Source organism: Candidatus Methylobacter favarea (assembly GCF_902806695.1).
Classification (GTDB): Bacteria; Pseudomonadota; Gammaproteobacteria; order Methylococcales; family Methylomonadaceae; genus Methylobacter_B; species Methylobacter_B favarea.
On record NZ_CADCXN010000063.1, the window covers coordinates 19,902 to 39,915 of the forward strand.

The 20,014-nt window shown below is 46.8% G+C and carries 17 protein-coding genes and 1 tRNA gene; 12 read left to right on the plus strand and 6 right to left on the minus strand.

Going from position 1 to position 20,014, the window contains the following annotated elements:
• Positions 1-24: 24 nt before the first annotated feature.
• Positions 25-1,428 (minus strand): mannose-1-phosphate guanylyltransferase/mannose-6-phosphate isomerase, encoded by a 1,404-nt coding sequence (locus tag HUX64_RS09485; protein WP_174625991.1) that lies wholly within the window; start codon positions 1,426-1,428, stop codon positions 25-27.
• A gap of 524 nt (positions 1,429-1,952) precedes the next feature.
• On the opposite strand from HUX64_RS09485, the gene HUX64_RS09490 reads away from it, so the two are divergent.
• Positions 1,953-2,201 carry a hypothetical protein gene (locus HUX64_RS09490; RefSeq protein WP_174625992.1) on the plus strand — a complete coding sequence of 83 codons (249 nt, stop codon included), beginning with the start codon at positions 1,953-1,955 and terminating at the stop codon, positions 2,199-2,201.
• A gap of 425 nt (positions 2,202-2,626) precedes the next feature.
• Here the strand turns inward: HUX64_RS09490 and HUX64_RS09495 are convergent, their stop codons facing one another.
• Positions 2,627-2,887: a PA3496 family putative envelope integrity protein gene (locus tag HUX64_RS09495; protein ID WP_174625993.1), complete on the minus strand. Its 261-nt coding sequence runs from the start codon at positions 2,885-2,887 to the stop codon at positions 2,627-2,629.
• A 473-nt stretch (positions 2,888-3,360) separates the two neighbouring features.
• Between HUX64_RS09495 and HUX64_RS09500 the strand changes: the two genes are divergently transcribed.
• The 6 genes from HUX64_RS09500 to HUX64_RS09525 all read left to right on the plus strand — a co-directional run bounded on the left by HUX64_RS09500 (position 3,361) and on the right by HUX64_RS09525 (position 11,786).
• Entirely contained in the window at positions 3,361-3,561 is a 201-nt protein-coding gene (locus tag HUX64_RS09500) for a cold-shock protein (RefSeq protein ID WP_174625994.1), read from the plus strand.
• A 629-nt stretch (positions 3,562-4,190) separates the two neighbouring features.
• Complete coding sequence (locus HUX64_RS09505) at positions 4,191-5,873, plus strand: ABC1 kinase family protein (RefSeq protein WP_174625995.1); 1,683 nt, start codon at positions 4,191-4,193, stop codon at positions 5,871-5,873.
• Positions 5,874-6,061: 188 nt separating this feature from the next.
• The gene (locus HUX64_RS09510; RefSeq protein ID WP_174625996.1) at positions 6,062-7,012 is read left to right on the plus strand and encodes a ZIP family metal transporter; all 951 of its coding nucleotides are present in this window, start codon (positions 6,062-6,064) and stop codon (positions 7,010-7,012) included.
• 272 nt (positions 7,013-7,284) lie between these two features.
• Positions 7,285-8,379 carry a glycine cleavage system aminomethyltransferase GcvT gene (gene gcvT, locus HUX64_RS09515; protein WP_174625997.1) on the plus strand — a complete coding sequence of 365 codons (1,095 nt, stop codon included), beginning with the start codon at positions 7,285-7,287 and terminating at the stop codon, positions 8,377-8,379.
• A gap of 5 nt (positions 8,380-8,384) precedes the next feature.
• The gene (gcvP, locus tag HUX64_RS09520; RefSeq protein WP_174625998.1) at positions 8,385-11,279 is read left to right on the plus strand and encodes an aminomethyl-transferring glycine dehydrogenase; all 2,895 of its coding nucleotides are present in this window, start codon (positions 8,385-8,387) and stop codon (positions 11,277-11,279) included.
• A gap of 318 nt (positions 11,280-11,597) precedes the next feature.
• The gene (locus HUX64_RS09525; RefSeq protein ID WP_174625999.1) at positions 11,598-11,786 is read left to right on the plus strand and encodes a hypothetical protein; all 189 of its coding nucleotides are present in this window, start codon (positions 11,598-11,600) and stop codon (positions 11,784-11,786) included.
• 671 nt (positions 11,787-12,457) lie between these two features.
• On the opposite strand, the gene HUX64_RS09530 is transcribed toward HUX64_RS09525, so the two are convergent.
• From HUX64_RS09530 to queA, 4 genes are all read right to left on the minus strand, one after another.
• Entirely contained in the window at positions 12,458-12,748 is a 291-nt protein-coding gene (locus tag HUX64_RS09530; RefSeq protein WP_174626000.1) for a hypothetical protein, read from the minus strand.
• A 489-nt stretch (positions 12,749-13,237) separates the two neighbouring features.
• Complete coding sequence (locus tag HUX64_RS09535; protein ID WP_174626001.1) at positions 13,238-13,768, minus strand: PEP-CTERM sorting domain-containing protein; 531 nt, start codon at positions 13,766-13,768, stop codon at positions 13,238-13,240.
• Between the two features lie 33 nt (positions 13,769-13,801).
• The gene (locus tag HUX64_RS09540) at positions 13,802-13,957 is read right to left on the minus strand and encodes a hypothetical protein (RefSeq protein WP_174626002.1); all 156 of its coding nucleotides are present in this window, start codon (positions 13,955-13,957) and stop codon (positions 13,802-13,804) included.
• Between the two features lie 748 nt (positions 13,958-14,705).
• Positions 14,706-15,722, minus strand: coding sequence for a tRNA preQ1(34) S-adenosylmethionine ribosyltransferase-isomerase QueA (queA, locus tag HUX64_RS09545; protein WP_174626003.1), 1,017 nt, complete (start codon positions 15,720-15,722; stop codon positions 14,706-14,708).
• Positions 15,723-15,811: 89 nt separating this feature from the next.
• Between queA and HUX64_RS09550 the strand changes: the two genes are divergently transcribed.
• The 5 genes from HUX64_RS09550 to HUX64_RS09570 all read left to right on the plus strand — a co-directional run bounded on the left by HUX64_RS09550 (position 15,812) and on the right by HUX64_RS09570 (position 19,910).
• Positions 15,812-15,898: transfer RNA gene (locus HUX64_RS09550), tRNA-Leu, on the plus strand.
• Positions 15,899-16,072: 174 nt separating this feature from the next.
• On the plus strand, positions 16,073-17,320 hold the full coding sequence (locus HUX64_RS09555; protein ID WP_174626004.1) for a tyrosine-type recombinase/integrase: 1,248 nt from the start codon (positions 16,073-16,075) through the stop codon (positions 17,318-17,320).
• Between the two features lie 909 nt (positions 17,321-18,229).
• Entirely contained in the window at positions 18,230-18,418 is a 189-nt protein-coding gene (locus tag HUX64_RS20415) for a helix-turn-helix transcriptional regulator (protein ID WP_425484254.1), read from the plus strand.
• A 68-nt stretch (positions 18,419-18,486) separates the two neighbouring features.
• The gene (locus HUX64_RS09565) at positions 18,487-19,449 is read left to right on the plus strand and encodes a toprim domain-containing protein (protein ID WP_174626006.1); all 963 of its coding nucleotides are present in this window, start codon (positions 18,487-18,489) and stop codon (positions 19,447-19,449) included.
• A complete protein-coding gene (locus tag HUX64_RS09570; RefSeq protein ID WP_174626007.1) occupies positions 19,446-19,910 on the plus strand; it encodes a hypothetical protein in 465 nt (154 codons plus the stop codon). Before HUX64_RS09565 ends, HUX64_RS09570 begins: the two co-directional genes overlap by 4 nt.
• The last annotated feature ends 104 nt before the right edge of the window (positions 19,911-20,014 follow it).

The window sequence follows — 20,014 nt, forward strand, 5'->3', positions numbered from 1 at the left end:
AAGTTATAAGATGGCAGTGAATTTTTAAACACGCCCGTATTTATCGTCAAAACGCACAATATCATCCTCCCCCAAATAGCCTCCTGACTGAACTTCAACTATTTCCAAAGGAATAACGCCGGGATTTTCCAGGCAATGCACAGTGCCGAGCGGTATATAAACGGACTCATTTTCAGACAGCAATATCTTTTCATCGGCCTTGGTAACCAGAGCCGTCCCTTTTACTACTACCCAATGTTCGGCGCGATGATGATGCTTCTGCAGAGATAATTTGGCGCCTGGCTTGACCACAATCCGTTTGGTCTGGTGACGATCACCGCTGTCTACTGAATCATAATGGCCCCATGGCCGATACGCTTTCCTGTGAACATTCGCTTCACTGCGCTTAAGTTCCTTTAGCCGGGTAACGATTTGTTTTACTTCCTGCACTCTGTTTTTAGAGGCAATCATTACTGCGTCTTTCGTTTCCACAACCACCAAATCACGCACACCGATCACTGTAACCAGTTTATTTTCAGCGTAGATAAAGGAATTCTCCGTACCAACCGTCAATACATCGCCGCTGATGGCATTGCCCAGGCTGTCTTTATCGGTAACATCCCATAAAGCGGACCATGACCCTACATCATTCCATCCCGCATCGAGCGGAATAACAACAGCCTTGTCAGTTTTTTCCATTACCGCATAATCGATAGAATCTGAAGAGGCGGAAGAAAAAATCTCTTTATCCAGCCGGACAAAATCCAGATCAACTTTAGCAGCTTTAAACGCTTTTTCGCAAATCGACAGCATTGTGGGATTAAATTTTTCCAGTTCTTTCAGGAAGCTGCCGGCTTTAAAGGCGAACATGCCGCTATTCCAGAAATAATTCCCGGTTTGCAGATAGTGCGTAGCCGTATCCAAATCGGGTTTCTCGACAAAGGCAGCGACATTAAAAGCAACTGCTCCCTGCTGTAAACTGTCCCGCTTGATATAGCCATATCCGGTTTCAGGTTCAGTTGGCACAATACCAAAGGTAACCAGAAACCCCTGGCCCGCCAAAATCTCAGCCTCTACAACAGCTTTATGAAAAGCTTCGAGATTGGAGATTACGTGATCTGCAGGTAAAACCAGCAAAACCTCATCCTCGGATTCTGCGGCTAATGCCGCCATAGCCACAGCCGGCGCCGTATTCTTGCCTACCGGTTCAAGGATAATAGCGGCTGGTTTTGCGCCTATTTCCCATAACTGTTCCGCCATCATGAAACGATGATCTTCATTGCACACAGCAATCGGTGCTTTTAATCCCACAAGCCCGGCCAGCCTAAGCAAGGTTTCCTGCACCATAGTGTGATCTGATACCAGCGGCAGAAACTGCTTCGGATACTGTCCCCGCGATAACGGCCATAGCCTTGTGCCTGAGCCGCCTGATAAGATAACTGGGATCATATCTTTTTCCTTCCTTTTGTTTTATTAAGGGATTTCTATCTCAAAATGAATTTAATCAATTTGGAAAATACAGCTTTAATGCCCTGGCTTAAGGATTATAGCTTAACTCTTTCTTCAAAAAAATAAGGATGTATGGTTTGAATATAGCAGGGGGACTGCTTGCATGTGCGTGTTGAGTAATGGGCACAAGCCTATTGTAGCTGTCAGACAGGCAGAAAAAGCAAGGCATTGTTTTGAATTTTTCCGAAAAAATGATCAAGATCAGATGCCTGTGGCTGGTCTGATTAAGCACAAACACCATGAAATAAACCGTAGTCTCTTTGCCGCCAATCATTAGACCACGCGGTTGATCGTCATCAGCCTGATATTGCATATACCGCACATAATAACCCGTTTGCTTGAAGCTGATCTCGTCCTTCAAGACTTGTTGAATACGAACGATCAGAAATGTTCAATCGGTCAACTGTTGCCTTGGGCATAGGTAACACTTTTACCGCTAACAAGCTGGGATAAGTTTGTAATAGGTGAGTAATATAGTTGCGATAGTCATCCAGTTTTTTGATTGTGTCGATATCACCCGCGTCCAAATAGTTGTCGCCTCAAATTTTCAGACACTTTTCCTAAAACAGCAGTATTCTCGCGAGTTCAAAGAGCAAGCCCTGGCTGAAGCCGCTGCCTTTGCTGATCCTGAAAAAAGCTCCGGGCGCCGGTGGCGGGCGAGACCGAATAACCTGCCTTCAGCCGCGCCACACCTGATTGAAGCGATCGCCTAAGCCTGCAGCCTGGGCCAGTCATCCTGCCTTCCGATAACGGTAGCCCCAGGCCAGGCGCCGCCTGCAACAGCTCGGCGTCATGTCCTCGCTGAGCCGCCCGGTCTCGTGAATGGGTAGCCGATTTAGGGCCTTGGTACAACCACGAGCATCGGCATAGTGCCATTGGCTGGGCTAGACCGGCGCAGCGCCATGCCGGGCTGGATGAGGCACTGTTGAATCAACGCCAAGTGCTTTACGAAGACGCCTGCCGCCAAACCCTTCGGCGTCACGTTCGATATGGTGAAAAAAATAAAGATGTTACTTATTTACGAGGGAATCTTTAGGGCCACCCAGTTTCGGTACGGATTAATGGCGGTTTTGTATAATTCCTAGAGCTACTTCATGAGATAGAGAAGTGGATCCGTTTAGTCCGGGGCAAAATAGGCTTAAAAATCAAAATCCAGATCTAATTCATCAAAATCACTGAGCTGCTCTTGTAATCTTTTCTTCTCCCAATACATTTCAATTTTTCTGCGTGCAGCCATCTTTTTGACCCCTCGGTCATTTTCTTGGGGCAAAGTAATATCTTCATCGTTTAAGCTTAAATCGAATTCTTCAATGTCAATTTCAACATCGTCTTTACTATTGTCATCTTTGGAATTAGAAATAGATTTATCAACTACAGATTTAGATGATTTTTTAGTCATACCGTTAAACCAACCTTAAAAAAAACATGCCCTTTGTCGCAACTGCCAGTAAAGCCAAATTATACTAAGGCTCCGATAAAATCCTATCTTGCGCTTATCAGGCTTCAATTGACTATAATTAATTTTTATTAAAATGACACCGTACCTCTTAAATAGTGCCTTGCCGATTATAAAATCCTATCCTGGTTAAAAATACTAAAATTTTAAGCGTATAAATAATTAAGGCAATTACTTACTAGTTCATTTTGGTAAATGTATTAACATATTGATAATCATAATATGTAATAATAAAATTGATTTCCCTGACAGGTATCTGTACAATTAGTTTAGCTTGAAATTGATTTATCTTTATGCTTATCTCTACGAAGTTTTTACTGCAATTGCTCGTCCTGTTTATCATCAAGTAATTCTTAAATTTTCCAGCTTCATCGCCTCACAAGGCGCTAATTACTAATTTTTACAGGATTACAATTATGACTACCGGCACTGTTAAATGGTTTAATGCTGAAAAAGGCTTTGGTTTTATTCAGCAAGAAAGCGGCCCCGATGTTTTTGTTCACTTTCGCAATATTAATGGCTCTGGCTTTAAATCCCTTGATGAAGGACAAAAAGTACGGTTCAATGTGACGCAAGGACAAAAAGGTCCGCAAGCAGAAGAAGTCACTCTCATTTAATTGCATTAATCAACTGTAGCCTGCTTATTGGCAGGCTTCAGCGTTAATTTTCATCCCTCCCGGCTTTACTCAAGCCGCTAATTTTTTGCACTACTGGCATTCTCTTTAAAACGACCAGTTAAAAAACTGGCCGGCGTCTGTTTCCCCCGATTTAAAGTTTCACATTGTTCAAACCATGCATAGCTGTGTCAAATAAAAATCATCGCTCAATAAAATGAGTTGATTAAACCGGACTGAGCTTGGGTGTAAAAGTATTTATGGATATAATCCTGCATCGATGCAGAATTTGAAGTCAGTTGAAGAGGAATTACCAACCTGTTTCGGAAAACGGCGGAACTTTTAGTAACTAAAACCAGCGACTGGAGAGCACGATAATAATTATCAAGACTGTCTTCTTTCTGGCAAGGGGCTTTAACTTAAGTTCGCGGCATGGCAACCTAAGCCTTACGCAGAAGGAGTTTGTTTCTGGCGGTCAGCTTTGAAGCCCTGAAACATTTGCCATATAGGAGTAAATGATGACCATAGCAAATCCGGTTGGCCAACCTCACCTTCAGCACAGCATAGCAATGGGACGTGTCGGTCATCCTGTTGTCTGTATCTCTAATCCAAAAATAAAATAACGGAACACTATGTTGTGGGAAATGTTAAATGCGGCAAGAGATCTGGGTAGAGCTCATGCTATTGCATCAGTATTAATACGCTATGGATTTGGCGGTTTTGTTCGCGCTTTGGGTCTAGGTAATGCAGTGGAGCATGCGGGTAGAGTGCTGAATTGGCAACGTACGGAAAACTACGTAAATCTGGATACTCCTCAGCGCATACGTCGTGTACTTGAGGAATTGGGACCTACCTTCATTAAATTAGGGCAAATTTTCGCCACTCGCATGGATGTATTTCCTCCTCCCTATATTGCAGAATTCGAAAAACTTCAGGATCAGGCGCCTCCCGTAGCCTTTGAAGAGTTACTTTCCCAGATTGAAGAAGATATCGGCGGAAGTATCGGGGAAATATTTTCAGAACTTGACAGACAGCCCCTTGCAGCTGCTTCGATTGCCCAGGTTCATAAAGCCATACTAAAGGACGGGACGCAGGTTATTTTAAAAATTCGCAGACCGGGCTTACATAAAATCATTGAAGCTGATTTACGGCTTTTACAAAGGATTATTGATATTGCCGAATCTGAAGTACCCGAGCTTCGCCGCTTTCACCCCAGAGAAATACTTCGCCAGTTCAATCAGTCACTGCGACGGGAACTTGATCTGGCGGCCGAGTGTAGAAATGCAGAACGCGTAGCGGCCAATTTAGCCGATGATCTTAATATCAAAATACCAAAAGTATATTGGCAATGGACCGGCGAAAGCCTTAATGTCCAGGAATATATTCAGGGCATCTCAGGCAGAGATCTGGCGTCTGTGGAAAAACAAGGACTAAACAGGAAGCTGTTGGCCGATCGAGGCGCCCGTGCCGTTATGAGAATGATAATGGAAGACGGCTTTTTTCATGCTGACCCGCATCCTGGAAATGTATTTTATTTACCGGGAAATAAACTGGCGTTTATTGATTTTGGAATGATCGGGCGTTTAACTGAAGAGCGCAGGGGACAGGTCGTCAGTTTGTTGCATGGCATGCTTAACCATGAGCCTGCTAAAGTGGCGGAGATATTTGAAGATTGGTCAGACAATATCGACACCGATGAACAAGTGCTCACTGTTGAAATAGAGGACTTTGTTGATCAATACAGTTCGCTTTCGTTAAAGGAATTAAATCTTACGGTAATGCTGAGTGACCTGATGGCATTATTGAGAAATCATAAACTGATTTTACCAGCCGATCTGGCTTTGCTGATCAAAACATATATTACTATGGACGGTCTTGGAAGGCACCTTAACCCGGATTTTAACCTCCTGGTTTTTGCCGCTCCTTATACCCAGGCAATCATGCAGGAACGCTACAGTCCTGAAGCTTTCGCCAGGCGCGGCTGGCAAAGCCTGATCAGTGGCGCTGATTTGCTGCTGAACCTGCCAAAAGACCTGCGCAAGCTTGTACGTATATCACGAAAAAGGGGTTTTCAGGTCGATGTCACCGTCAGGCATCTCGATTACTATGCCAATAAAACGGATAATGCCATCAGCCGGCTAACCATGGGTATAGTAACATCGGCGCTTATTATTGGTTCTTCTATTATTATGACGGTAAAAGGCGGACCAGAATTATTCGGTTTACCTGCATTCGGCTTTCTCGGCTATACAATTGCTACCGCAGGGGGTATCTGGCTACTGCTTTCCATTTGGAAAAGCGGCAATAATCCGTGACAATATAACCTCAGCAAAGCTAAACAGGAAGCTTCAGTATACTCACCTTAATGTTGTCAATGATCTCTAATTATAAATGTACAGTTGTCGGCTGGGTTATTATGGCGCTAAGCAAAGTCAGTCTCTGTCCCGTTTATATATTTTTTTGAACCCTTAATTTCAATGGCAAGCAGATTCAGACCAAGCTTATGATATCAACAGATAATGCTGCGGCAAAATTACAATCCTATTTTGAGCACCAGGTAATCCGGCTAAAATCCGGCGAAAATTTTCGGAAACTGCTGGCTATGCCGCCGGTAAAACGCTGGGCTACCATAGGCGGGCTGTTTTTATTAGCGCAACTCGTGATTTTTGGCAGTTTGTATCTGATTTTCGGAAAGATCGTCGTTATCGGCTTTTTTGCCAGTATCGCGGCCGGACTGGCGACAGGCCTCGGCGCCCTGCCGGCGCTGTTTTTTAAAAATATTTCAAGTAATATTTTTAACAGCATGCTCGGCGCTGCCGCCGGTGTCATGCTCGCCGCCACGGCGTTTTCCCTGCTGGTTCCCGGCATGGCCTACGGCAATCAAATCTGGCCCGGCAACGGCATTTATGTGGTTTCTATCGGCATGGCGACCGGTGCTGTGTTTCTGCATTTTGCCGATCGTCAACTACCGCATGTCCGTTTTGATTCAGTATCGGATACCCAACTAAATTCGTTACAAAAAGTCTGGCTTTTTATTATAGCGATTACTATTCACAATTTTCCTGAAGGCATGTCGGTAGGGGTCAGTTTTGGTTCCGGCGAAATGAAAAACGGTATTGTTCTGGCTATTGCCATTGCCCTGCAAAATATTCCTGAGGGTCTGGCTGTGGCCCTGCCGCTAGTGGGCCTGGGTTATAACAAATGGAGAGCCATAACTATCGCCGCCATAACAGGTCTGGTCGAGCCGGTCGGCGGTTTGTTAGGTATCACCATGGTTACGGTATTCGAACCTGTTCTGCCCTTGGCCATGGGCTTTGCTGCCGGCGCCATGCTGTTTGTTATCTCTGAGGAAATCATTCCCGAAACTCACTCCCAGGGTCGATCGCGCTACGCGACTTTCGCTTTAATGATCGGCTTCATCATTATGATGATTCTGGACAATATGCTGGGCTAACTCTTGCCATTTACCGCATTTCAAGTAAAACGCACTGGTGCGGCCTTCGCGTTTATTAAGATCACAAAGAAACATATTCAACTACTTGAATATTTCTACCGTTACTCTTGCAGACCGGACTTTGGGCTTTTTGCAAAGCAATCGGCGATATTTTTACCTTTTAGCGGCAGTAAGCCCGGTCGAAATTCACAAGCGGGGTTAGTGATCAACTTGGTTTAATATTTTTTCAAGGTTACACTAGCCTTTGCTCAAACTCCGGGACTAACGCCGCCATGTTAAAACAAACGCCTCTTTTCGATCTTCATCTTGAGTCGGGCGCAAAAATGGTGCCCTTTGCAGGTTACCAGATGCCGGTGCACTATACTCAAGGCATTATTCACGAACATCTGCACTGCCGCAGCCATGCCGGTTTTTTCGATATTTCACATATGGGGCAATGCCTGATTCGGGGCGATAGCGCTGCAAGTGAACTTGAGCAGCTAACGCCCAGCGATATTACAGGGCTTGAGCCAGGCCAGCAAAAATATACCGTATTAACCAATAGCAATGGCGGCATTATTGATGACATCATTGTCACCCGTAACGCATCCGGATTAATGATTATTGTCAATGCGGCCTGCAAGGACAAGGATTTTGCGCACTTAAAGAGCCATTTATCCGACCGCTGTCATTTCGAAGACCTGCCTGATCATGCCTTGTTCGCTTTGCAAGGCCCTGCTGCCGCCATGATCATGCAAAAATTTTCTCCGGAAACGGCAGACTTATCTTTTATGCAAAGCTGTGAAGCTGACATCAGCGGTATAAAATGCAATATCAGCCGCAGCGGCTATACCGGCGAAGACGGCTTTGAAATTTCGGTAGCCAATCATTACGCCGACCAGCTTGCCCGCTTATTACTTGCCGAAGATGAGGTTGAGCCTATTGGTCTGGGAGCGAGAGATACCTTGCGTCTGGAAGCCGGGCTGTGCCTTTATGGGCACGAACTCACGGAAGCGATTACGCCGGTAGAAGCAGGATTGCAATGGGTATTTAAAAAAGGCCATAGCAAATTTCCTGGCGCCCACAGAATTCTGGATCAGTTGCAGCATGGCGCAGAAAGAATCCGCACAGGCCTTGTGGTCGATAGCAAAATCCCGGTTCGGGAAGGCAGTGTTATTATTAATAACGAAGCTATGCCGATTGGTCATGTCACTAGCGGCAGTTTTTCCCCCAGTTTGGGCAGGCCGATTGCAATGGCGCTGCTTGACCGAAGTTCCGCAAGCCCTGGCAATATACTGTACGCCAAAGTCAGGGAGCGCGAGATTGCCGTTGCTGTCAGCAAACTGCCCTTTATTCCCCATCATCATTACCGCTTAAAAAAGAGCTGAACATCATGCCAACATCTCGCCCAAGGTTAGACCAACTGGAAATGCGCGGTAATTTTATTTCCCGCCATATTGGCCCCAATCCACAGCAAATAAAGGAAATGCTGGCTGAGCTGGGATTAAATGAACTGGAAGACATCATCGAGCAAGCGATTCCGGCCGATATTCTTACTCAGGAACCCTTAAAACTGACTGAAACCGTTAGTGAAAACGCAGTCATTAAACATCTGCGCAAAATGCGCGAGCGCAATAAAGTATTCACCTCAATGATCGGCATGGGTTATTACGATACCACTATGCCGGCCGTGATCAAGCGCAATGTGCTGGAAAATCCCGGCTGGTATACGGCTTATACCCCATATCAGGCCGAAGTCAGTCAGGGTCGTCTGGAAGCCTTGTTAAATTTCCAGCAAATGATCATGGATTTAACCGGCATGGCGCTGGCCAACGCCTCCTTGCTCGATGAAGCCACGGCGGCGGCAGAAGCAATGACTATGTCGCGGCGATTATCAAAAAGCGCTGCCAACAGTATTTTCGTGGATCAGGACTGCCATCCCCAGACCATTGCCGTGGTCAAAACCAGGGCCCGCTCCCTGGGTTATGAGGTTATCATTGCCGATCCCCATACTGAACTGGAGCAGCACGATTTCTTTGCCCTGCTAGTGCAATATCCGGGCTCCAGGGGTGAAATAAAAGACATCAGCCGGCTTACTGCAACTGCCCATACCAAATCAGCGCTGGTTACAGTAGCCGCAGACTTGTTGAGCCTGGTATTGCTTAAGCCGCCCGCTGAATTCGGCACCGATATTGTCGTGGGCAACTCCCAGCGTTTTGGCGTGCCTATGGGTTATGGCGGCCCTCATGCCGCATTCTTTGCCACCAGGGACGACTATAAACGGTCTGTTCCGGGACGCATCATCGGCGTATCCAAAGACAGTCGCGGTCAGGTTGCGCTGCGTATGGCGCTGCAGACCCGCGAACAGCATATCCGCCGGGATAAAGCCACCAGCAATATTTGTACATCCCAGGTTTTGCTCGCCGTCATCGCCGGGTTTTATGCGATTTATCATGGCGCGGAAGGCTTGCGTTTGATTGCCGGGCGCGTCCATCGCTATACCCAAATTCTGGCAATCGGAATCAGCCGCTTAGGTCATAAAATCGTCAGCGAGTGCTATTTCGATACCATAATTATCCATACCCCGAACCGGGCAAAGCGGTTCATTGCCCGGGCAGCCGAAGCCAATATCAATCTGCGCCTTATTGATGCCGATCACCTCGGCATTGCTTTGGACGAAACCACAACGCGGGCAAATTTACGAGAGCTATGGCAGGTTTTTGCATCGGCCACTGCCGACCTCCCCGACATTAATGCCCTGGATGCAAGTATAGGTGAATGCATTCCTGAACAGCTTTTGCGCACTGATGAAATTCTGCAGCATCCGGTCTTTGCCCTTTATCATTCGGAAACCGAAATGATGCGCTATATGCGCCGGCTGGCCCGACGCGATATCGCTTTGGACCGTTCCATGATACCGCTGGGCTCATGCACCATGAAGCTGAATGCCGCCACCGAAATGCAAACTATTTCCTATCATGAATTTAACGCGTTGCACCCGTTCGCGCCGTTATACCAGACGCATGGCTATCAGCAGATGTTCGCAGAACTGGAAGATATGTTATGCGACCTGACCGGTTTTGATGCGTTCTCGCTGCAACCTAATGCCGGTTCTCAGGGCGAATACACCGGCTTGCTGGTCATCCGCAAATATCATGAAGTAGCGGGCCAAGCGCAACGCAATATCTGCCTGATACCCGCTTCCGCCCACGGCACCAACCCGGCCAGCGCAACGATGGCGGGCCTTAAGGTTGTGGTAGTTGCTTGCGATGAGAACGGCAACGTCAGTCTGGACGATTTGCGGGCAAAAGTAGCCGATTATCAAAACACGCTGGCCGCATTAATGATTACTTACCCATCCACTCACGGCGTTTATGAGCAGTCGTTCCGGGAAATCTGTGACATTATCCATCAGCACGGCGGACAGGTTTACCTGGACGGCGCCAACTTCAATGCCCTGGTAGGCATCAGCCGCCCCGGTAAAATTGGCGCCGATGTCGCGCACCTTAATCTGCATAAAACCTTCTGCATTCCGCATGGCGGAGGCGGCCCCGGCGTTGGACCTATTGGCGTGGGCGCACACCTTGCGCCTTTCCTGCCCGATCATCCTGTGGTTGAAGGCATCAACCCGGCCAGGGGCGAGCACGGAACCATTGGCACAGTATCGGCCGCGCCCTGGGGATCTGCCAGTATCTTAACTATTTCATGGGCGTATATTGCCATGATGGGCGCAGCCGGTTTAAAACAGGCGACGCTAACCGCAATTTTAAATGCCAATTATATCGCCAGGCGTTTAGCGCCTTATTACCCTATTTTATACACCGGTAAAAACGGCTGGGTTGCGCATGAATGTATTATCGATTGCCATGACTTTAAAAAAACCTGCAACATAACCGTGGAGGATATTGCCAAGCGCCTGATTGATTTCGGCTTTCATGCCCCTACCGTGTCGTTTCCGGTTGCCGACACCTTGATGATCGAGCCTACTGAAAGCGAGAATAAGGTTGAAATTGACCGATTTTGTGCGGCATTAATTGCTATCCGCGAGGAAATCAAAGCCATTGAAACCGGCAGCGCCGGTGCTGAAAATAACGTACTGCATAATGCGCCGCATACCCACCGGCTGTTACTGCAAGAATGGACCCTGCCCTACTCGAGGCAACAGGCTTTTTTCCCGGACGGCAATCAGCATGATGATAAATACTGGCCGCCGGTTGGGCGTATTGATAATGTTTACGGCGACCGGCATGTGATTTGTACCTGCCCGCCTTTGTCGGATTATGAGTAACTCTAACCACTATTATGCTTCCATGTAAAATACAGTGACTGCATACCAAGCCAGCCACTTCAAATAGAGTTTCTTCGACGTCAGCCTGAGCCCGACGGAGGGAATTTTTAAATTTTCCTGTTCTATCCGGGCTCAGGGCATACACACCGTTGTAATGGATAGATAATTTTTTCATTTATGGCGGAACTCAATTCTTGCCCCAAGTCATATTTGGATACAGAGTCCGCTAACGAGTCTCCACCATTTCGCCGGCATCCCATCCAGGTCTTGCTGCGTTAGGATTGCTTCGCCCTTGCCATCCTATGTAAACCAGTCGGTATGGCGACGGCAGTAAGCCAAAACGAAGGCCAAGGCACGCTCAAAGCTTTTATCCTGACTGTTAGCCACCCAGCGAAGCTTGGCCAGAATGCGGAACAGTTCTCCGCGACCGACTTTGAAGTAGCGCCACATGAAGTGACACTGGTTCTTGCCACTAAATTCAGAGTGGACCTGCGAAAACTCGCATAAATCAAAACGCGCAGTGACCAGCTGAGGGGCGCTCGCTATCTGATCGCCTACCGGTCAATTCTGAGGTTGACGGTGTCCGCCAAGTCGTCCTTAATCAGCGCGGCGTTGACCAACGCTTGGCATAACAACCTGTGCGCTTCGCTATCGAACGGGCTAATGTTCAAATAGCCACGGATAAGACTTACATGGATTTTGCGCGAGCGCGAGATGTTTTATCGCTTCACTGCCTCCCGGCCTACAGATATCCCGTCGATTTTCGCCAGATGATCAATTATGACGTCAGGGACTTGATGCGATGTCACAAAGTGGCCAAGACGCAGAAAGGTCTTCAAGGAAAGGTAGCGGTGTTTTTTAAGACTTGCGATTCGCACCTCACCGCACGCTACGAGCTGATAGCCACGCGGTGCCGAAAGTTTACAAATTAAGGAATATATTTGACGACATAGAATGTTGTGGGTGCTGCCGAGGATAGGAGGTGCATCAATCGCGACTGATGAGGTTAACTTTGTTCAGCATATTTATATACTTAATCCATAAAACATCGCTTACAAGTCAACCGCGGCGTAGCGCCGAACAGGAAATCCTTGCACAATCCCGTTGCCCCTTGTGATGATTTGATCAACGATACATACTTGCGCACCTGCGGTTAGAATCTGAGCGAGGTATTTATCTCAATGACGGGCCGGAATTCCAAACCTCGCGCCACGCCGGTTGGCTCGCATCGATTTCAATCCCAAGGTTCGGGCGATTTCGCAATCCCTGGAATGATAAAACTCATAAAAGCGGACTACCCGAAACTGCAGCACATCCCCGGCAAAGCGCCAGCGGAACCAGTAATACTGCTGGCACACACAATGAAAACCGGTTAGCACTTTGTACTTTCGCACCAGCTTCCATGTGCCGGCATCCTGCTCAAAATAGTTCGATAAAAACGCATACCGATGCTTTAGCGACTGCAGCAAACGCCAACTATTGGCCAGCTTGAGATGGCCGGATAAGAGAAAAGTGTCGCATGCAATTCATCCAACAGTTTTTTATCATAACGGTAACAACGCACTCCATCTGGTTCGGTCACCTAGCGCTTCTCATAAGCACGCAACTTTTCTTTCAGGTGCTTGACCACGCAGTTCCGCACCAACAGGTAATTCGCCCGCACGATATAGCCGAGAAAATCGATACCATTGCTTACCGGGGCCAACCGCTGCTTTGGATTCAGCTCAAGCGCCAGTCTTTATCGTAGAAATAGCTCAATGCTCTCCCGCCACTCCCTTAACTGTTCATGGTCCTGTAACAACAACACAAAGTCATCGCAATAACGCACATAGTGGCAGTATTTGAGCCGGTGTTTGACAAACTGATCCAGCTCGTTGAGATAGACATTGGCAAAGAACTGACTATTAAGATTGCCTATTCTCCTGCTCCGCCTTAAAGGCCAAAGCCTCCAAATCACCTTATCCGCAACGTCGCCGCCAGTCCCTTTGCATCCCCAGCAATCCGGCGGCTAGCAACAGCAAAGTAGCCGGCTCAGGCACCGAGGCGGCGACATCGCCGGAGCGAACAGCCCAGACATACATGTCATCTCTCTTAGGGTAGTAGTTCTGGTGACCAAGGCCGGCACTGAAGATCCACGCGCTATCGGTAAGGAGGGCGTACTGGGTACCCGACCAATAGTAGTTGGGCTGAAGATTCAGGATGTCCACCCCATCGGCCGAGGTGGAGGTGAGGCCCCAACCCGATTGAGGACAAGAGCCGCTGGTATCGCAAAAAGCGGTGTTCCCTAAGATGTCATACCATATATAGGCCAGTTCGGAACCGGAGGTGTCGACGTTATAGCCGCAGTCGGTGCCGCCGAAGCCGCCGTAGTCGTAGTAGCCACCATCACAGCCGCTAGGGCCGCTATCGATCACAGTCGGCAGGCGCCAGTCGCCATAGCCGCCATAATCCAAGCCGTCGGCCCAAGCCACGGCGGCGTACCAGTTCATACGGCCATCGGTGTCAAAACCAGAGGTTTGGGCTTAGTTGGCATCCTGCAACCAGGTGAGGTCCTGGTCGCTGTCATAGATCATGCCGTTGCCACGGTCGATCAAGGCGGAGTTGGCTGACGTGGCCAGTCCCAAGGCAAAAACCGGAATGGCCAGAAACCCTGTGTATTTACTTGCTATTTTAAGCATCTTTTGTCTCTCCTAATGAAGGGGTTCAGGTGATAATAATACACAAGCAATTAGCACACCACCTGTAATGATATTATTTGTATTCGCTTATTAATACAATACAGACCAGGCGAACCGCTCAGCGAATCATTCAAACAGCGGTGGGTAAACAGTTACCAGGCAAGCCTGATTTAACAGGTTGACGCGTTCTGCTCGCTGAGTTGGCATTAATTCGACATAGAAAGCAAGCGTTAGAACCAAGCAACTCATACTGACTTGACCGACAGTCAGGTGTCTAACTACGGCCAATAAAGCCCGCGTAGCTCCGATTAGCGATAGCGTAATCGGAGAAAGGTTGACTTCGAAATGTGCGATTAGGCAAGCTAATTGCACCTGCATTTTTGACGGACCTTACTTGCTATTTCTTGTCATTGCAAATTTAGCCTTGTTCGGGCGCCACGGGTCGAGAGCGAACCTTCGAGCCGGAAATCACATGATTCATATAACCTCTATCACGTGATTCTATCCGCTATTGCCCATTTTCTCTCGAATCCTTACGCTCACCCACATAATCCCGCTCAATGGTAATGAATACGGCAAAGCTAAGGCGGTTCCGCCATTAGGCAAGCCGCCAACGAAATTTGAACCTGATCCCTGCCCGGACTTTTTCCATCAGGGATTTTTTATGCCCCTTTGGCATTGGTTTTGAGATCGTGCATTGATTGGCGGCATGCTCTTGCCAAACTGCCCTATAGTTTTTATAGGATTATCATCCCAAAAACATCGCATCGCCATAACTGAAAAATCGGTAAGATTGATCAATAGCATGGCTGTAGGCGTTCATGATGTGTTCATAACCGGCAAATGCTGAAACCAGCATCAGCAAGGTAGATTCAGGAAGATGAAAATTCGTCAGCATGGCATCGACCGACTTGAATTGATAGCCGGGGGTAATAAACAAATCCGTATTGCCAAAACCGGGTTCAAGCTGGCCGCTTTTGGATGCAGATTCCAAGGCCCTGACCGCCGTGGTGCCTACGGCAATAACCCGCCTTCCTCTTTCCCTGGCCTGACGGACTGCGTTAACTGTTTCTTTCGATACTGCAAAGTACTCTTTGTGCATGATGTGGTCAGATAATAGTTCCACTCTGACCGGCTGAAACGTACCGCTGCCGACATGCAAGGTCACAAAAACCGTTTGCACGCCTTTTGCTCTAATCTTCTCCATCATGCCCAGATCAAAATGCAAACCTGCCGTCGGAGCGGCGACTGCGCCTGCCTCCTTGGCAAAGACAGTTTGATAACGAGCCAGATCGGATTGGTCATCGGCGCGGTTAATATAAGGCGGCAAGGGGATATGGCCGATCCGCTCCAATAACGCGAATACATCCGCGCCGTCAAAATCCAGTAGAAACAGATCGTCTTCCCTGCCCAGCACGACACAGCAATAACCTGCATCCAATGTAATCAAAGCTCCCGCTTTGGGCGATTTCCCGGCTCTCACATGAGCAATGGCTTTATTCTTATCGAGAATACGCTCGATAAGAATCTCGACTTTACCGCCGCTTTGTTTAGCGCCATACAGCCTGGCCCGAATCACCCTGGTATTATTGAAAACCAGCACATCGCGTTCATTGATTAAATCAATAAAATCAGTAAATTGTTTGTCAATTATCCGCCCTGTCGCCCGGTCCATGCACAACAGGCGGCTGGCATCCCGATCAGGCAACGGTTTTTGCGCAATTAACGCTTCAGGCAGATGGTAGGTAAAGTCACTTTTTTTCATAGCGGGCGATGTTATCAGGTTAGACTGCTGAATACATCTAAAAATAGACTGGCAATATTACAGGGGTTTACTTATAATATCGGCTCTTTGCCGGGGTGGCGGAACTGGTAGACGCGCCGGATTCAAAATCCGGTGGTGGTGACACCGTGCCGGTTCGATTCCGGCCCTCGGTACCAAATATAGGTTCAGAGCCGTGCAAGGAAATACACAAACCCGCAAGTCATAAGGCTTAGCGGGTTTTTTATTGTCCAAAGAGATACAACGAAATATCATAAAATACACCATAAACAGTGACACTGAGAGTGATACTGGGTACGATATTACTTCCAGTATCACTTTTGGTGTCACAAATGGCTAAGACTCTCAATAAAGACGCGGTTTACAGGGCAGCTAAGCCTAAAGAAAAAGACTACACTATCAATGACGGTGAAGGCCTGGTTATGCTGATTAAGTCCAGCGGTGTTAAGCGATGGCGTTTTGATTATCGGTTTGAAGGCAAGCAAAACAGGCTAGGCTTTGGCACTTATCCAGATACCACGCTGGAAAATGCCAGACGAAAAGCGGAAGAAGCCCGATCACAAATCGCCAACGGCATAGACCCAAGCGAAACCAAAAAACAGGCCAAGCAAGCCACACAAGTTGACGTTGAGAACGCAAAACGGAAAGCGACTGGCCTACCCATACTCAATAGTTTTGAGGACATAGCGAGACAATGGCTAGATTCGATAAAGCACACTGTCCGAGACATTACCCACGAAAAAAAGATTAGACGCTTTGATGCACATGTGTTTCCGGTTATTGGTGATATGCCTGTTAAAGAGATTAAATCACCAGACATTCTCAGCCTGGTTAAGCCATTGTTTACCCGGCTGGAAACAGCGCACCGGGTACTTAGCGAAATTAGCGCGGTATTCAGTTATGCCATTGCCCACGGCTTTACTGACTATGACCCGGCGCAAGCAGTAGCCGCACAGATACCGGCGCAAAAGGTTAAGCACCGGGCGGCATTAACCGAGCCAAAGGAGGTGGCGCAATTGCTACGAGATATTTACTGTTATCAAGGAACCTATGTAGTGCAATGCGCCCTTAGGTTGTCACCGTTACTCTTTCAACGTCCCGGCGAAATTAGACAAATGGAATGGAAGGACATAGACCTGACTGCTAAAGAATGGCGTTACTTTGTCACTAAAACAGAAGTATTGCATATTGTTCCGCTATCGACTCAGGCGGTCGCCATACTGGTAGAGATTAAACCGCTTACCGGCTCAGTGCGTTATGTATTCCCCTCAAGCCGTGGCGATGGTCGGCCAATGTCAGACGGCACCATAATAACCGCGCTCAAGACTCTAGGTTATAACAGCGATGTTATGACGGCTCACGGATTTAGGACAACCGCTTCAACGCTACTCAATGAGCAAGGCTGGAGTCCGGATGCGATAGAGCGGCAATTGTGCCACATGCCTAGAGACCAAGTTAGAGCCGCATACAACCGGGCGCAATATCTGGAAGAGCGCCGAAAGATGATGCAATCATGGGCTGATTACCTGGACAGTTTGAAGAATGGAGCGCAAGTGATACCGATTAGAAATCGGGTGTAATTAATCCTACCGGATTCCCGGCAGTTGATACTGAACATACAGTCCGGTTTAATAAACGGCTTTCTGGTTTTTTTTGCCTGAGTTTTTCAACACCTGAGACTGGTTAATCCCATACACGGCAAGTCTTACGGTTATTAATCATTGATTTTTTCAACAGCACATTCAACAGCGCATTATGGAAGACTCGAACCAGCAACATAAAGGCTTACTGGATAATTGTGTCCGGAAATTGATCAGTTCTTAGGCATCGGCAACACTTGCGGTAGCTATGTGCACTTTTTTCATCTTTGACGCTTCAATGAGCAAATACTAAGTCATGGCGGTATTTTCCAGCTAAATCACCCAGGGGCTGACACATTTGGGAATCAATTGTGAACAGCTATAACCAGTAACAGCAAGGCTTGTAGGGTGATTGTGTCGGAAAGTGATCGTCTATTGTTTTGTTTTTTGAAACAGTGAAAGTCGTAATCTGAAACAATTGAGACGAAAAAAGTTTAGATACTTAAACTTTTGTTCAAATACATGAACTTTTAAACATAGCAAGGCACAACATGTAGTGTTGGGCTATTGAAGAAAGTACTAGATGTAGTTATAATTAGTGTAGTGGGTCGATTTTTAGGCGCACGAAAACACATGGTTAGTCGATCTTGGCAGACTACTAACCATTTTTAATATTTAAACTCATGTCAATATTGCAAATTCTCGTTATTAACTGACATCCTTTTTTAAGGCTGTTCCATTAACAACGGTTTAATTATATGAACTTAATTCATAAGCGTCAACGTATTTATAGACGCAATTGGGCAGTAGTAACGTATACCTCATCAATATTGATATGCCTTAACCCAACTAAAGGCTTATTAAATGTCTATAAATCCAGTATTAATCACAAAGAAACGCTTCATAAAAATGCGTGAAGTCACAGCCAGAACAGGTCTAAGCCGGTCTAGTATTTACCTTAAAGTCAAAGAGGGCACATTCCCCAAGCAATTAAAACTCGGTGAAAGGTCTAGGTCTATGGCCTGGCTTGAGAGTGATATTGACAGCTGGATGGATTCGATTATTGCAGCGAGAGAGTTTTTAAAGATCGTTTCATAAACGGCAGACATAAGAAAACCCGATACTAACTAACCAGTGCCGGGTTTTCTCTGCAATCCATGACAACCATGAAAAATATAACGATTCTTATTTTTGATTATACGTTGGTTGTCTGGATCGTCAATCTTTTTGCCCAAATAATGGATTTCCCCATGACAAATTTAGCCCCATCTCTTTATGGCGATGCTCTTAACGAGTTTCGCGACACTCTTAATGATACGTTAGGCGCATGTCTTAGCTGTATCGAACATGACGGTAAGATTCACCGTTTTATGATCGATGGCAAGCTAACAGGTGCTTACCGTGTACATCTTGACGGACACCCGGCAGGATACTTTCAATGCTTTCGACAAGACATAAAACAGAACTGGAAGTATTCAGGATCAAGACAAACCTATTCTGAAGCTGATAAGCAAGTATTCAAACTGCGTTTAGTTGAGCAGGAAAAGCAACGCCAAAAAGAAATAGCCTTGCTTCAATCTCAGGCAGCTACCCGATCACAAACTATCTGGGGTAAGTCTTTACCGACCCCAGACAATTACCCCTATCTGGTAAGAAAGAATATCCAACCACACAACTCAAGGCTTTATAAAGAAGCCCTGGCTATACCCATATTTGATAAAGACAAAACCCTGGTAAACCTTCAATTTATTAATGAAGATGGCATTAAGCGATTTCTGAAGGGTGGCAAGTTACATGGCTGTTTCTCTGTCATTGGTCAAACCAGTGATGAACCTATGGACATTACTGAGGGCTGGGCTACTGGCGTAAGTGTCTACGAACGTCATGGTCACCAAACGTTTATTGCGTTCTCTGCAAACAGCCTTGAGCCGGTAGCGCGAGCGCTTAGAGACCTGTTTCCAATGAGGCGGCTATATATCTATGGTGACAATGATATAAATGGCGTAGGCCAAGAAGCAGCACATAAGGCGGCTATATCGTCAAAAGGTGTTGCTGTAATACCGGATATTCCCGGTACAGATTGGAACGATATTTATTCAATTAACAGCAACAAGGAAGTATCACAATGAGTTTACTAGAGAAAATGAGAATAAAGGGTTTTACGGTTGCCTTGTCTGATGACGATTTTAATGTAACCCCTTACGAGCAATTGGATAAACCGCAGTTAGAGTTCCTTAAATCACACAGAACTGAAATCATGAGGGAGCTAAGACAAGAGCAGTCAGCCAACGACGATTACCACTATTGTGATTTTGAATGGGAGAGTCCAAACGATATTGAAAGCCAATTACCCGCTGTTCAATCATTACAGGCTGAAATGATACCCGAACCCTTCCGGGCTTGGCTGGCAGATGTTAGCCACCGGATGCAAACACCGGGAGACTTTGCAGCCGTATCAAGCATAGTTATTGTGGGTTCTTTAATTGGCGCGGGATGTTCTATCAAGCCTAAACGCTTGGATGATTGGGAAGTTATACCGAATGTATGGGGGGCTTGTATTGGAAGGCCTAGTACAACAAACCGCAAATAACCCGTAATAAAAATCTTGTTTCACTCGATCAAGCCAAATGGTTATAGTAAACGTTATTGACAACCCGAGATAATGTCATCAGGGAACCGATGAAAAGACGAAAA